13 protein-coding genes and 1 other annotated feature are annotated in these 15,187 nt (G+C 39.9%); of the genes, 6 read left to right on the forward strand and 7 right to left on the reverse strand.

Annotated features, from left to right (window positions below; genetic code table 11):
• Positions 1–25: 25 nt before the first annotated feature.
• On the forward strand, positions 26–1,957 hold the full coding sequence (mnmG, locus tag FC85_RS00545; protein ID WP_057863627.1) for a tRNA uridine-5-carboxymethylaminomethyl(34) synthesis enzyme MnmG: 1,932 nt from the start codon (positions 26–28) through the stop codon (positions 1,955–1,957).
• Between the two features lie 259 nt (positions 1,958–2,216).
• Here the strand turns inward: mnmG and FC85_RS00550 are convergent, their stop codons facing one another.
• On the reverse strand, positions 2,217–3,416 hold the full coding sequence (locus FC85_RS00550) for a multidrug effflux MFS transporter (RefSeq protein WP_057863628.1): 1,200 nt from the start codon (positions 3,414–3,416) through the stop codon (positions 2,217–2,219).
• 192 nt (positions 3,417–3,608) lie between these two features.
• Here FC85_RS00550 and lepB point away from each other — a divergent pair, with 192 nt between their 5' ends.
• Positions 3,609–4,199, forward strand: a complete 591-nt coding sequence (gene lepB, locus FC85_RS00555; RefSeq protein WP_057863629.1) for a signal peptidase I — start codon at positions 3,609–3,611, stop codon at positions 4,197–4,199.
• Positions 4,200–4,506: 307 nt separating this feature from the next.
• Here the strand turns inward: lepB and FC85_RS00560 are convergent, their stop codons facing one another.
• Entirely contained in the window at positions 4,507–5,145 is a 639-nt protein-coding gene (locus FC85_RS00560; RefSeq protein ID WP_083484832.1) for a histidine phosphatase family protein, read from the reverse strand.
• 194 nt (positions 5,146–5,339) lie between these two features.
• Between FC85_RS00560 and FC85_RS00565 the strand changes: the two genes are divergently transcribed.
• Positions 5,340–5,888, forward strand: coding sequence for an RNA 2'-phosphotransferase (locus FC85_RS00565; RefSeq protein WP_057863630.1), 549 nt, complete (start codon positions 5,340–5,342; stop codon positions 5,886–5,888).
• Positions 5,889–6,301: 413 nt separating this feature from the next.
• On the opposite strand, the gene FC85_RS00575 is transcribed toward FC85_RS00565, so the two are convergent.
• Positions 6,302–6,904, reverse strand: a complete 603-nt coding sequence (locus FC85_RS00575; protein WP_057863632.1) for an anthranilate synthase component II — start codon at positions 6,902–6,904, stop codon at positions 6,302–6,304.
• Positions 6,888–8,366 (reverse strand): anthranilate synthase component I family protein, encoded by a 1,479-nt coding sequence (locus FC85_RS00580; RefSeq protein WP_057863633.1) that lies wholly within the window; start codon positions 8,364–8,366, stop codon positions 6,888–6,890. The genes FC85_RS00575 and FC85_RS00580 overlap by 17 nt, the downstream gene beginning before the upstream one ends.
• A 141-nt stretch (positions 8,367–8,507) precedes the next feature.
• Positions 8,508–8,745, reverse strand: a binding site (T-box leader).
• Positions 8,746–9,468: 723 nt separating this feature from the next.
• Here FC85_RS00580 and aroF point away from each other — a divergent pair.
• From aroF to FC85_RS00595, 3 genes are all read left to right on the forward strand, one after another.
• Positions 9,469–10,485 carry a 3-deoxy-7-phosphoheptulonate synthase gene (gene aroF, locus FC85_RS00585; protein WP_057863634.1) on the forward strand — a complete coding sequence of 339 codons (1,017 nt, stop codon included), beginning with the start codon at positions 9,469–9,471 and terminating at the stop codon, positions 10,483–10,485.
• Complete coding sequence (aroB, locus tag FC85_RS00590; RefSeq protein ID WP_057863635.1) at positions 10,482–11,558, forward strand: 3-dehydroquinate synthase; 1,077 nt, start codon at positions 10,482–10,484, stop codon at positions 11,556–11,558. The genes aroF and aroB overlap by 4 nt, the downstream gene beginning before the upstream one ends.
• 494 nt (positions 11,559–12,052) lie before the next feature.
• Positions 12,053–12,814, forward strand: a complete 762-nt coding sequence (locus FC85_RS00595) for a hypothetical protein (protein WP_057863636.1) — start codon at positions 12,053–12,055, stop codon at positions 12,812–12,814.
• 86 nt (positions 12,815–12,900) lie between these two features.
• Here FC85_RS00595 and FC85_RS00600 read toward each other — a convergent pair whose 3' ends face one another.
• From FC85_RS00600 to FC85_RS00610, 3 genes are read right to left on the reverse strand one after another with little or no spacing between them, the layout of a single operon-like run.
• Complete coding sequence (locus tag FC85_RS00600) at positions 12,901–13,671, reverse strand: aminoglycoside adenylyltransferase domain-containing protein (protein ID WP_057863637.1); 771 nt, start codon at positions 13,669–13,671, stop codon at positions 12,901–12,903.
• On the reverse strand, positions 13,664–14,248 hold the full coding sequence (locus FC85_RS00605) for a uracil-DNA glycosylase family protein (protein ID WP_057863638.1): 585 nt from the start codon (positions 14,246–14,248) through the stop codon (positions 13,664–13,666). The genes FC85_RS00600 and FC85_RS00605 overlap by 8 nt, the downstream gene beginning before the upstream one ends.
• Positions 14,249–14,271: 23 nt before the next feature.
• Entirely contained in the window at positions 14,272–15,003 is a 732-nt protein-coding gene (locus tag FC85_RS00610; RefSeq protein ID WP_057863639.1) for a winged helix-turn-helix domain-containing protein, read from the reverse strand.
• Positions 15,004–15,187 lie beyond the last annotated feature (184 nt).

Here is a 15,187-nt window from a genome sequence, read left to right on the forward strand (position 1 = left end):
GTGAAACATTTGGAGGAATTTGCAGTTGAAAAGTTTACGAGTTAGCGATGTTAAACAAAAATATCGCGGTGAGGATTATGATGTCATTGTTGTCGGAGCCGGTCATGCTGGGTGCGAGTCTGCATTAGCTGCTGCTCGAATGGGTAATAAAACATTGCTTATCACCATTAACTTGGATATGGTTGCTTTTATGCCATGTAATCCATCCGTTGGTGGTCCTGCCAAAGGAACGGTTGTCCGAGAGGTTGATGCATTGGGCGGTGAAATGGGTCATAATATCGATAAGACCTATATTCAGATGCGGATGTTAAATACCGGAAAGGGCCCAGCCGTTCAGGCATTACGTGCCCAAGCTGATAAGCACGCATACCATGCCGAAATGAAGCATACGATTGAGAAGGAACCAAATTTAACGCTGCGTCAGGGAATTGTCGACGACTTGATTGTTGAAGACGGTATCTGCAAAGGTGTTATTACGAATACAGGTGCCAGATATCAAGCTAAAGCGGTTGTTGTTTCAACCGGAACAGCAGCTCGCGGCAAGATTATTATTGGCGAACTTATGTATGCATCTGGGCCAAATAATTCTCAACCAGCCGAGAAGTTGACTCCAAATCTTGAAAAATTAGGATTTGATCTGGAGCGGTTTAAGACAGGAACGCCACCCCGAGTTGATGGGACAACGATTGATTATGCTAAGACTGAAGAGCAACCAGGGGATGAAAAGCCGCATCACTTTAGTTTTGAGACGCCTGACAAAGATTACTTAGCGGTTAAGGATCAGTTGTCTTGCTGGTTAACATATACAAATGAAACCACGCATAAAATTATCCGAGAGAATCTTGACCGGGCACCGATGTTTACTGGGGTCATTGAAGGGGTGGGTCCGCGTTATTGCCCATCCATTGAAGATAAGATTGTCAGATTTGCTGACAAGAAACGTCATCAACTTTTCTTGGAACCAGAAGGTAAAAATACTGAAGAATGGTATGTCGATGGATTGTCAACCTCAATGCCTGAGGAGGTTCAGCAAAAGATGCTTCATACGGTTGCTGGTTTGGAACACGCTCAAATGATGCGGCCAGGTTATGCAATTGAGTATGATGTTGTGGCACCATATCAACTGAAACCAACTTTGGAAACTAAAATTGTGAAGAACCTATTCACCGCCGGTCAAACCAACGGCACATCAGGATACGAAGAAGCAGCCGGGCAGGGAATTATTGCTGGTATTAATGCTGGGCGTCGTGCGCTTGGAAAGGGCCCATTTGTTTTGAAGCGAAACGAAGCATATATTGGCGTTATGATTGATGATTTGGTTACGAAAGGGACGAAAGAACCATATCGTTTGTTGACTAGTCGTGCTGAATACCGGTTATTGCTACGAACGGACAATGCAGATATGCGTCTAACGGAAAAAGGTCACGACATTGGGCTGATTTCCGATAAGCGTTATGCTAAATTTTTAATTAAAAAACAAGCGATTGAAGATGAAATTGATCGGCTAAATAAGATTCGAATTAAACCGTCTGATGAGGTTAACACCTTTGTTCAAGAACACGGTGATAAGCCACTTCAAGATGGTGTTATTGCGGCTGTCTTTCTTCGTCGACCATACGTTAACTATGAAACACTGCTTCGCTTCATTCCAAAATCTGACACGTCACTGGATCGGCGAGTGATTGAGCAAGTTGAGATTCAAACAAAGTATGCTGGTTACATTGCTAAGGCAGAATCTAGTGTTGAAAAGATGAAACGGATGGAAGCTAAAAAGATTCCTGAACGAATTGACTATGAAGCAATTGATGGCATCGCAACTGAAGCCCGCCAGAAACTTCAGAAAATTCATCCTGAAACAATTGCCCAGGCGACCCGAATTAGTGGTGTTAATCCGGCTGATATTGCAATTTTAAGTGTTTATATCCAAGAAGGTAAGATTACCAAGTTAGCTCAGTAAAAGCGGTTAGATTTAAGGTGAATGATCGTGAGGGGGTCTGTCACGGTTGGTGGTTTATCCTGGTAATCGTTATACACAGTCATCTAGCTGATAGTTTTAACTTAAAGTAAAATCCCGTAAAACCGGTTTGCATTCTGCAAAATTGGCTTTACGGGATTTTTTGATGTTAGGGAAATTTGTTATTTCATTTATGTTGACCGATATACAACCAGAAAATAGGTTAAAAACAGGTCTTGTGGTAGTAAATAAACATGCTTGGCTAATCTTTTATCGGCTTAAAACGAACCGTATTGAACAGTACCAAGCTGATACCGATACAGCCGACTATTGCAGTAGCCATTGGTAAATAAGTACCGGTTCCCATTAATCCGACTAAGGGTGACATAATACCACCGATTGCATTTTGCGAAAGTCCCAGTAGGGCTGAAATACTGCCACTATTTTTTAAAGAAAGATTCATGATAATTGAAGTGGTTAACGTAAAAATCATGCCAAATTGGGTCACAATTAGGAAAACCAAAGCGATGACGATGAAGAGGTTGTTGAAGAAAAATGAGCTTAACAGTAAGCCAATAGCTGTTAACAATGTTGATGTTAAAACAAATTTTGTTTGGGCAACCTCTGAAAAATGAGTTGCTAACAATCCAGGAATAGCGGAACCAATCGCAATGCCAATCCCATTTATTGCATATAATAAGCCGAAATTAGAAACCGACATTCGAAAGAAATTTTGGAAAACAAAGGATGACGCGGAAATGTAACTAAACAAGCCACCATAGGCGAGACCGGTTGCCAATATCAACTTTACAAATTTAGAATCATTTAACAAATCAAACATAACGCCGACTGATTTAACAACATCGCCATGTAATCGTTTTTCGGGTGGCAATGTTTCGCGGATTCCTAGCCAAATGGCAACGAAAAGCAGGAACCCGATAATTGCCAGCAAAACAAAGATTCCCTGCCAGCTGACGAATCGGATCATGAAGCCACCAATCACAGGCGAAATCACTGGGAAAATCCCATTTACTGCCGATAGCATTGCATAAAAGCGGGTTAATAATGATCCGGAAAACATGTCTGAAGCGATCGCCCGAGATAGTACCTGACCACTGGCGCCAGCCAAGCCTTGGATAAATCTTAGGAATATTAACAGATAAACCGAATGACTGAATGCAATTAATAATGAAACAATTCCAAAGATAAAAAAGCCAACCATAAGCGGCCGTTTACGACCAAATTTATCACTTAGTGGTCCGGAAATTAATTGCCCCAATGCCAGACCAATTAAACAGGCACTTAAACTAAGCTGAATAAGGGATGTTTGAGTATGTAAGCTGGTTGTCATTTCCGGAAGTGCCGGCAGGTAAAGGTCAATTGAGAGTGGCCCAGTCGCACTTATTGTTCCCAAGATAAAGGTTAGCCAAATTTTTTTGACCATATTTGGGGAAGTTGCCATTTAATCACCTATTTCTATCAAGATAAGTCACTTACGTTATCATACCGAGTGCCAATAGAATGCGCAAATAAATTATGGTTCTGTTAATAATGGCTGAAAATGTTGTCATGGTAGGAAAGTATGCTAAAATTAAATCCGATTGCATTTTAATATCGTATTATCAATAAATAATAGTCCGTAAAGGAGTTTAAAATGAAAGTTTTCAAGGGAATATTAAGTTGGATTATTCCAATCGTTGTTGGGTTATTAATTGCTGAGTTGTTACGAATGTTTGTTCTAACGGTTGCTAAAGTGGATGGCCCATCGATGGAACCTAATTTGATTAATAATGAGCGGTTATTAGTTTTCCGCCATAGCAAGGTTAAGCATTTGAGTGTGATTGTTTTTGATGCTCATGGTGTGGATCCTAGTGCAACCCAACCAAACACGGATTACGTAAAGCGGGTAATTGGATTGCCCGGTGATACTGTTTCAAGTAATGATGGCAATATCTACGTTAACGGGAAGGCTATTAATCAGAAATTTATTAGTCAAAAAGAACGCACAACTGGAACCGGCAACTGGGATCTTAAGTCACTATCAAAGAGCTGGAGTAAGAATACCGGTGCTGTTAAAGTTCCCAAGGGTGAGTATTTTGTCTTAGGAGATCATCGTAGTGTTTCCAATGATGGTCGTTACTGGGGATTCGTTCCAAAGAAGAAAGTTGTTGGAGTTGCCAAGACACTGTTCTTCTGGCAAACTGATAAAACGAAACGCAATAACGTTAATAATCTGGGCTATTAAGTCATCTTCAAAGAAAGCCGATTTAAGTTCAAGTGGGTCGGAAGCTTAAAATCCTGTAAAACCAGCTGAAATGGCACCATGCTGATTTTACAGGATTTTTTATAACAAATGATTTTGGCGGGGAAATAAAAAGATCGTCATTTTATTCAATTGCTAAGTCGCTTATGGAATGATTTATTGGTTGGATAAAAGCCAATCCTATTTTGAAGATTATTTAGTGACAAGACGTAATAACTAGCCATCGCATAAAGGATATGTCTACCCAGGTTTAAATGGCTTACTGAGAATTTGAGAACCAATTCCATTTCTACTGGTTATACGATATTATTTTAGGGGTATCTGTAACGTCAAGAATTGTAATTCCGCCATTTTTGGGTTGTCTGAGGTAGGGATGACCTTCCGTGTAGATAGTTGCTAGATTCCGTAGGTATGTTCCATGTGAAACAACAATCGCTTGGTCGCCATCCTCAAGTTCATCTTGAAGATGTCCGACTGCCTGTTTGATTCGTTTCTCAATTTGGGCCGCCGTTTCTGCTTCATGAAAGGGATCTGCGTCATGCATAAAATCACGAACTTTTAAAAGACCGTGTTCGCGGATTAGATCATCTTGCTTGAAATGCCCCAGCGGACCACCAATCATATTCCAGGTCTGTGTACTGTCGATGCCCTCGAAGGAACCAAAATAAACTTCGCGAACATCTTTGTGAATTTCACGTTTGAGGTTGTCAGTGTGCTGATTTTTTTTAAGGATAATATCAAGGGTATGAATTGCCCGCATCATATCAGAACTAACTGCTAAATTGAATTGGAGATCTTTTAACTGATCGCCAACTTTAGCAGCTTGGGATTCTCCCCTTTTTGTTAATGGCGAATCAACCCATCCCTGCATTCTCCGAAATTGGTTTAGCAAAGTTTGACCATGGCGGACAAAATAAATAGTTTTCATTTTGGAATTCCTTTCAGCAAATTTACATACTCTGATTTTAGCATATGCAGGGGACTAAATTGATAATTATTTGATCTGGTCACTTACCATATCATAACCACTATTGGTAGCCCGATTGGTTATCGCTGGTTTTTAATTCATTGGATATATAATAATAGCAGATAGAAATTTTGCGTTTAGGGACTGATTGATTAATGAAGCATGAACTGACAAGATTAAGCAAACGATTATCATTTATTTTGAGGCACCATCCCGATAAAATTGGTGTCACGCTGGATCAATATGGTCGCGTGAATCTGGATGAATTAATTACTAAATTTAATCAACACTTTGGAACTCCTATTAGTAAACAGGTTATTCAACAGATCATGGCCCAAAGTGATAAGCAGCGCTACGCCATTGAGGGTGATACCATAAGGGCACTATATGGTCATAGTATTCCCGTTAAGCCGTTAACGCGGCCAATGACGCCACCAGATCGTTTGTTTCATGGGACAACTCATGCGGCAGCTAGATTTATTGTGGATGAAGGGTTGAAGAAAATGGATCGGGATTTTGTTCATCTTTCGGCCAATCAAGCAATGGCGATTCAGGTGGGCAAGCGCCGGGATCCGCAACCGGTTATCTTCCAAATTGCAGCCAAACAAGCCGCTAATCATGGTCTACTATTTTATCCAACTAAAAGTGGCATATGGCTGGTAGATGCGATACCCGCAAAATATTTAACAGCTATTCAAAGTTAAGTGCTTATAGTTAATAAAAATCGGAGGAAGTTATCATGAATAATCAGCAATCAAAACAAGCAACTGGGTTCAAAAAGATTCCCCGATCCGTTCAGGGAAACTGTCCACATTGCCATCGACCGATGCAAATCAATTATGGTATGAATCGCTGCCCATCATGTGGCTATATTTTTAAGTCGAATTTTAAAGCAGAGTAAGGATATCGGAGGGATGAAATATGACTCTCTTTGAAAGTTGGAATAGTGCAATCTGTATACTGATTTAGTAATCGTCACCGGATACTGTTTAAAATTAGAAAACACCCTGAAATTGGATTCAACACCAAGACTGGAAAAATCAGTTTTGGTTAAACCTAATTTCAGGGTGTTTCATATTTTAAATATTGATTACAAGAACTTTTAGGTTGCTGGTTACTAAATCGTTTGTTTGATTGTCTTTGTAGTCATTTTTAAAAAGTTTGTCACAATTTGTTTACCAACAACGGGGTCGGTCATAATTGATTCAGGATGAAATTGAACGCCGTAGACATCATTTTTTTCATCCGCGATTGCCATGACTTCATGATCAGTGGTTTTAGCGGTAACCGTTAAATGAGTCGGGATGGAATCGGAATCCACAATTAGTGAATGATAACGGGCCGCTTCAAATGTTTCTGGACATTTGGTAAAAAGACCATTATTTACGGAAACGTTAATTAGCGAAGACTTGCCGTGCATCAACTGTGGTGCGTGGACAATTTTAGCACCATAAGCCTGGGCAATTGCTTGATGACCTAAGCAGACGCCGAAAATAGGAACTTTGCCAATAAACTCTTGGAGAATTGCGGGCATATTTCCAGCGTTTTCTGGACGGCCTGGTCCTGGCGAAAGAATAATACTATCAGGGTTTTCACTCCGCAGTTCATCTACTGTGATGGCGTCATTTTTAACAACCTTAATTGGGTCATCGGTTAATGTACCAATCAATTGATAGAGATTATATGTGAAGCTATCGTAATTATCAATAAGATAGTGCATCTTTAACACTTCCCTTCATGGCGGTTTCTTTTAATGCGTTAACTACTGAGCTTGCTTTATTGTTAAACTCTTGATATTCATATTTAGCCACGCTATCAGCAACAATTCCAGCACCAGAATGAACCACTAAGTGTTTACCCTTCCGATAGGCTAAACGAATACCGATACATAAGTCCAAGTCACCATCAAATCCCAGGTATCCCAAGCAACCCCCATAGACACCACGCTTTCGATTTTCAAGTTGACCAATGATTTGCATTGCTGAAATTTTTGGCGCACCAGATAGGGTACCGGCAGGTAAAACAGCGTTAATGATATCGATGGCCGAAACATCCTTTTTTGCGGTACTTTCGATGACTGATCCTAAGTGCATCACGTTGGCAAATTTTAGTAATCGGCGATAAGCAGTGACATTTACAGTACCAAACTTACTGATACTGCCAAGGTCATTTCTGCCTAAATCAATTAGCATATTATGTTCCGAAAGCTCTTTGGCACTGTGTTGCAATTCATAAGCAAATTGATCATCTTCACGTTGATCCTTACCTCGACGGCGGGTGCCTGCCAGTGGATAACTAAAAAGTGTCTGGTCTCGTTTGGTAATGAGCGTTTCCGGTGAGGCACCAATTGTTTCAAAGTCGCCGTGGCGGAAATAGAATTGGTAAGGTGAAGGACTTTCTCTAAACAAGGTTGGCGCGACTGTAAATAAAGAACCAGTCATCGTTGCTTGTTGAGGATTCGATAAAATTAGTTGGAAAATGTCACCATCAACAATGTGCTTTTGAGTTTCAGCTACCTTCTCGGTAAATTCTTGTAAAGAAAACTGACTGGTTAGTGATGACATTGAAAAATCAGGGAATTGCCTGCGATCGGTCACGCTCAAGACTTGAGTTTTTAACTTCTTCAGATCAGTCATGACTAAATCATAAGCTGCTGATAAGTCAGCAGAGGCAATCACTTTGCTAAGGGTGACAGTTTGAGTCGAATGATTATATGCAATGACCTGATCAATTAGGAGCAGATCAGCATCATCTAAATTCATTGGATTTTGAACATTTGGTAGGTTTGCCGTGGTTGCGTACTTAGCGTAGTCATAGCTGAAGTAACCAACCAGCCCGCCGACAAATGGTGGCAATTCAGGTAGTCGTGGAGTCCGGCTAGTTTGAAGAGTTTGGTTGATAACAGTCTTTAACGCAACTGTTCCATGTGAAACATTACCGTGATTATCCGATATCGTCATGATACCGTCACGATAAGTGAATGTTTTGACTGGATTTAATCCGATAAAGGTATAACCGTCTTCACTTTTTTTAGGTTGACCCGTTAATAAGAAACAGGGTGATTCAGGTTGATCGAAAGCCTGGGTAATGGCAATTGGATCAAAAGAGTCAACATGAAATTGTAATGTAATTGGAATTGCTGGATAATTTTGAGCATTTTTTTTGAGTTGATTAAAAGTCATCATAAGAACCTCCGATTTGATTGTGTTGTCAGCTAAAATCGGAAAATTGCCATCGTTTAGATCTAGATATCATAAGGATTCCTCCATATTTGAGTTTATCGTCTAAATAAAAAAATCCGCCCAAAACAAACTTTTGATTTGTTTAAGGACGGATTTTCCGCGGTACCACCTTAATTTGATGACAAAAAGACCGTCATCACCCTTAGCAAAGCGCTAGCACGCTCCCGACAACTGACGTATGTCTGACGTTTCTTCGTACTCGTAACTTTCAGAAGAACCCTCTGTGGTCCATTTAACTGTTTGCGTTCGACCACACTCTCAGCAGCGGTGGCTCTCTTTACGTGCACAACAATCTTGATCTCCACATCAATGGTTTATTTAGGACGGATGTTTAATTGCCATTAAGCGTACGGCGATTATGTGAAAATGTCAAGAAAAATTAGGCGGTGGTGTGAATAATTATGACTGGAGATTGCCGTTTAACATATTAAATTTGTTGATTTGGTTTCATATAACTCCCATTTTCTAAACGAGTCATATATCCAATAATCAGTAAAAGTTAAAAAATGGTTTAACAAGTTAAATTAAGTATTATGACCACCAATCCCGGTAGTGTAAGGGAATAAGTGGTCTTTTTTGAACTAAAAATGAGGATGACTTTAAAGAAAAGCTGGTTTCATATTAACCGACAACGTTTTTATCTATCCAGATTTTAAAATCGAGAATTTAGTTGTCATTTAAGCATCTTTTGAAATTAAAGGTTGACAATCATGATGATAAATTATAAGCTAACTACAATTAAAATTTAACTTAACTTAGGAGATTCTAATCATGAAGAAAGTAAATCGCAAAATTAATCGATTTTATTACTATTGGTTCAGGTAGTGTCCACATCGTACGGGATGCGGGCACTTGTCAGCATCCTGTGCGACCAATAGTTCTTCAGCATGATTAGCGGTCACACAGTTCTCCATTTAAAATACTGTGGGACCATTTTTTTACACAAATTTTCTTTACCCCACAGTGTTTTCAGCCACTGTGGGGTTTTATTTTATACTTTGATAAGCGTTAACTTTGAATTCTAAGAAATGAGGATGATATCATGATTATTGTAATTAAAGACAACCAGATGACAATTATTGACGAAATTAGGAACAGATTTGAAGGAACTCATGAAGTGTTTGTCCATCATAACCGAGTTGCGATTCAAGGGATTTCCGAGACTGATTTAACTCAGGACGAGAAAATCGCTGCTGATGCGATCATAGATAATGTGCCGGCTGCTGTTCAAGGCAGTCGATTATTTCACCCTGAGGATACAGTTATTACAACCAAGCATAGTCAAATTGGTGGTGCCCATTTTACGATGATGGCGGGGCCGTGTTCCGTTGAATCAGCAGAACATGTCATGAAAATGGCAAAGGTCGCAAAAAGTGGTGGTGCCACTATTTTACGGGGTGGCGCATTTAAGCCACGGACCTCACCATACTCATTCCAAGGGTTGGGTGAAGATGGACTGAAATACTTAAGGGCCGCCGCTGATGCTTATGATATGGACGTATTAACTGAAGTCATGGATCAAGATCACGTTGATATGATTGCGCGTTACACGGATATTTTTCAAATTGGTGCTCGAAATATGCAGAACTTCTCGCTACTCAAAGCAGTCGGCAAAACAAATATTCCAGTAATGCTGAAGCGAGGGATGTCAGCAACAATTGATGATATTTTAAATGCTGCGGAATACATTGCCGCAGGCGGTAATCACCAAATCATGATTACAGAACGTGGCATTCGGACCTTTGATAATAAATACACGCGAAACACATTGGATTTAGGTGCTGTACCAGTTTTGCAAAAGTTGACTCACTATCCTGTCATTGTAGATCCTAGTCATGCCGCCGGTCATACAGAATTTGTCGTACCTGAAGCTTTGGCTGGGGTTGCAATTGGTGCTAGTGGCTTGGTGGTTGAAATTCACGATGATCCGGCTCATGCTTTTTCTGATGGTGCCCAAGCACTCAAACCTGATGAATATCGGCAAATGGCAGCTAAAGCATTTGCAATCCGTCAATTAATTACGACGCCTAACGAAGAAAAAAGTGAGGTTACTTTATGAAGATTATCAAAGTAGATTTACCGGATCATTCGTACAATGTTGAAATTCAGGCTGGCCTTTTAAATTGTACCGGGCAGCTGGTCTCCAGTGTTTGGTCCGAGCGCAAAATCGCCTTGGTTAGTGATAGTAACGTGGCACCGCTTTACCAAAGTAAGGTTGCTGATGCGTTAGTTCGAGTTGGATTTACGGTTCATAATTACCAATTTCCAGCGGGGGAGGAATCCAAGTCGCTTGAAGTGTTGGCAAACTTAACTCGTCAAATGGCCGCTGATGGCTTTAACCGTGATGATGGTGTCATCGCTTTGGGCGGTGGTGTGACTGGTGATTTGGCTGGGCTGTTAGCAGCCACCTACATGCGTGGGATTAGTCTGATTCAGATGCCAACATCATTGTTAGCTCAAGTCGATAGCTCAGTTGGTGGTAAAACGGCTGTTGATTTAGATACCACTAAGAATATTATTGGAGCATTTTACCAACCCGATTTAGTTATTATCGATCCAGAAACTTTAACAACACTGACAAAGCGGGATTTGGTAGAGGGATATGGTGAAATTGTTAAGGTTGGTGCCTTGTCTGATGGTGATTTATGGAAATTAATTGAATCAATTGAAACACCTGAAGACATTTTGAAATATGCGCCTGAACTAAGTATGCATTCTGTTCAGTACAAAGCCAATATTGTGATGGGAGATGAAAAAGAAGGTGGACTTCGTCAATTACTGAACTTTGGTCATACCATTGGGCACGCTGTTGAAGCCTTAGCTGACGGTGATTTACGTCATGGTGAAGCAGTAAGCATTGGCATGGTTGCTTTAACCCGGATTTTTGAAGAAAAAGGATTATCACAAGCCGGGTTAACCCAAAAGCTAACTGATCGTTTAGAAGCCGTCGGGTTGCCGACCAGTTCATCATTGCTCGATTCACCGGCAGTCTTTGACAAGATTAAAAACGATAAGAAAAATCGAGATGGCCACTTAAACTTAATCTATTTACACCAAATTGGTGGGCCGGCAATTAAATCAATTCCATCAAGTACGATTCGTGAGTTCTTAGATGCTAAAGAAAATGTTTGAAAAGGACAATTGTTTAAGCGGTTTAGCCGTCGACTAAAATTGGGTGCTTCATCCTTTGTTTTATGACTATCGAATAAAGAATGAAGACTAATGACCTAAATGGTAATTTACGGCTAAAATAAAAATGAGTAGATGTATCCCTCGGTTGCATGGCTAGAAATGATCTTTCCGGCATTTTCACTGAATAATAATCGTAATGAATAGAAAGTCGAGATGAAAGGGGCTGGGACAAAAGTAATTTTGTCCCAGCCCCATTTGTGTAATCACGATTATTACCGAGAGAAAACGTGCGCCAAAAGGCAACTTCCTGCGCGTAACCGAATTATCCAAACATTCAAGCCCAGAATATTCGGATAATCCGATTACGCTCTGGAAGTTAACCGCCGTTCGTCCCACTCTCTTTTGGAATACTGTTTGTAGGTAGATGTGATTGTTCATTAAATCCAAAATTCCTATGCTACAATTGTGGTAATCACAATATTGAAGGGATTTATTTGGCTAAATTACGCACAACTCAACACATATATGAATTTACCAGCAAACCAGGTTATCATGATAAGCTTGCGCGAGCTGTTCAAGCGGCACTTCCAGCGGGGATGACCTTAAGTGCAGGAAATTATGCCCGGTCAACAGCGAGTTCCTATTGGTTACTAAGGAAAAGAATATCTAACAATCGGACTATCTGGCTGACATTGCGGGTAGCAACGCATCATGGATGGTTGAGAAATGCTGAGCAAAGTGAAGTGTTATGGCAAGACCCGGGTAATTTTGAACAATTAACTCATTTAGTTAGCAGTCAGTTGACCAGCCGAGAAATAGCGGTTAATCAGTTTGAACTAACGGCGGGAGATATTGCTGCGCTTAAGTTATTAAAAGAGTTGGAACGACATCAACTTATTTGGTTTATTCAAATGAAACCTGATATTTTTGAGGCACATAAAGAGCTCCCGTTTGATTTACAAACCGATTTTATCCAAGCACCCCTAATGATTGGTGATCGGAATAATGCAAATCATTTATTGGAAAAAGTGATTGTTCCGAAGTTTCAATCCCGGTTAGCGGTTTATTTTGGTGAGAATCTGTTGTTTTCACAATTCACAAAGCATCATTTGCTAAAATTATTGCCAACTAATCAGTGGATTGAACCAATGTTAGTAAAAGAATCTGCTCTAAACAATTGGCAGAATGAGGTTGCAAAAGCTTACGGCAACCAGTTTGTTGATTTTTGCCTGACTCAAATGGCTGCTCAGCGGTAGAAGTAGTTAACAAACCTTAGTTAAATCCACTAATGGGGTATTCTTTGTTCTTTGATAATTATCGAATATCATCGAACTCGTGTTCGCTACTGTCTAATTAGTTTTAACATATGATTGGCAAGATCCTGCAATTCACGACTTGAGTAACATGTTAATGCCTTTGAAGCTCCCGTTCCGGTATAATCCGATATTGCGGCGTTAATTAATTGATACTTTGTGTTTGAGAGATGGGTAAGCGCCCACTGACCGCCAGATAATTTGGATGTGATTAAGTGGTCATTCTTAAAGGCCAATGCCCGGCAAAGATTTAGAATCACATACATCGGCTGATTAACAATTTCTCTTTCAGCATCGTTGATATCAAACAAAATACTCTGCCAATAAACAGCTTCGGGAACCGGGCTAAAAACCGTCTTGACTGGTGGACCAATCAAGACTTGACCAAAATGATTAATAATTGTCAGGTGGGCTGCTAAATCCGGATCGACACCCTGCATTTTTGAAATATATTCCGTGTTATTCATTAAGTATTCCTGGTAATGCATTTGTGAAAAATGTAGGTCGAAAGGTAACGGGTCGACGAAATGGTGGGTATCTTTTAACAATAAGACATGAAATTCTAATCCTTTTTTTGGTGAAAGTGGCCAAAGTTGATTGACTGTATAAGCAAGTAATTGAGATTTGGTCGAAAATGAAAGCGGTTGCCTAACTACTACAATGTAATCAAGATCACTGACTGACTCGTTATAGGCATGCATGACATAAGAACCATGGAGATAAATGCCAACTAGATTGGTTCCAATGATTGTTAAATAGCCGGTTTTAAGTAACCGGAGAAGTGTGGCTGTTTTAGTCATGAAAGATGGCGGCCACCTTTGTTTGTAGTTCTGGCACGACCGTCTCTTTGAACCAAGGGTGTTGTTTCAGCCAACCATAGTTTAATGGTGATGGATGAACCAATGGAAAATATTTTGGTAAATATTGATCGAAGTGGCGAACGGTTTCAGTTAAGTTTTTTTGCCGTTGCCGCTTTAAATAATATTTCTGAGCATATTGACCAATTAATAACGTTAATTGAATCTGGGGCATTAATGCCAAAAGTGGTTGATGCCATTTGTCAGCGAATCCCTTTCGAGGTGGTAGATCACCATGAGCCCCTTTACCTGGGTAATAGAAATCAAGTGGCATGACTGCAATTTTACCCGACCGATAAAATTCGTCCTTACTGACACCCATCCATTCTCGAAGCCGATCACCACTGGGGTCGTTCCAAAAAATCATTGATTCTTGGGCTTTACGACTTGGTGCCTGACTAATAATTAAAATTTGAGCGTCAGGAACAATATGGTAGAGTGGTAAAATTCCCTTTTCTGTGAAGGTTTGATTTTGAGGATCGGTTTGGATTTTTCGGAAAATATCAGTGGCAGTTTGCATCGTTTCTCTCCTTGCATAAAGAATTAGTTCTTGCCACTTATCTTAGCACCTTGATTTTCATATTTGAATAAATAACCGAATCCGCGGATGGTTCTTAGCATCTGCGGATTTTTAGGCTCGGTTTCAATCTTTTTTCGTAAATTACTAATATGCGTATCAATAATTCGCAGGGTGGCCCCAGTTGTATTTCCCCAAACTGCTGAAGCAATTTGGGTGCGACTTAATACAGTGTTTGAGTGACTAACAAAGAATAGAAGTAATTTATATTCAATGGGACTTAGATTCAGTCTCACGTTGCCGCTGTTAACCTGAATTTTGTCTAAATTGATTTTTAAATGACCGACTTTCAAATCGGGATCAGTCTGTCCCTGCTGGTTAATCTGTAAACGGTCTTTATTCTGGTAAACCCAGATTTTCTGAACAGTTCTGGCAACAATTTCTTTTAGTGAAGACGACTGAATATAATCGTCCAGATGATAGTTAAGGAAATAGGAACAAATTGTATCAATTGGTTCAGTATTTTGATCCAACAGTAAGATAGGACCCGTAATTTGGTTTCTTAAAATCTGTAGTTCAGAGGAATTTGTTGGTAGGGAAGTCGTATTAAGATCCCAGACGACTCCGGAAACCTGTTGTAGTAAATGGTCAAGTGGGTCGAACGATACCCGGGTGGTGATATTAAAGGAATCTAATAATTTTTCAAGTTGACTTGCGAGTTGTAAATTTTGGCTAATTAATAAAATTTCCAATGGCATCCGGTTTTTCCTCCATTTTAAATAAAATTGTTTACATCTTAAGTTATGCCATACTTTTGACATGAATCGGCGATATTTACGTTACTTTTACATAAACGAAACTCGATTTTTACATGACGTTGATATATTAAAACTGTACTAAAACAGTACTAAAAAACTTGGTTTTCATTAGGAGGAAATCGGA

This window comes from Lentilactobacillus diolivorans DSM 14421, assembly GCF_001434255.1.
Lineage (GTDB): Bacteria > Bacillota > Bacilli > Lactobacillales > Lactobacillaceae > Lentilactobacillus > Lentilactobacillus diolivorans.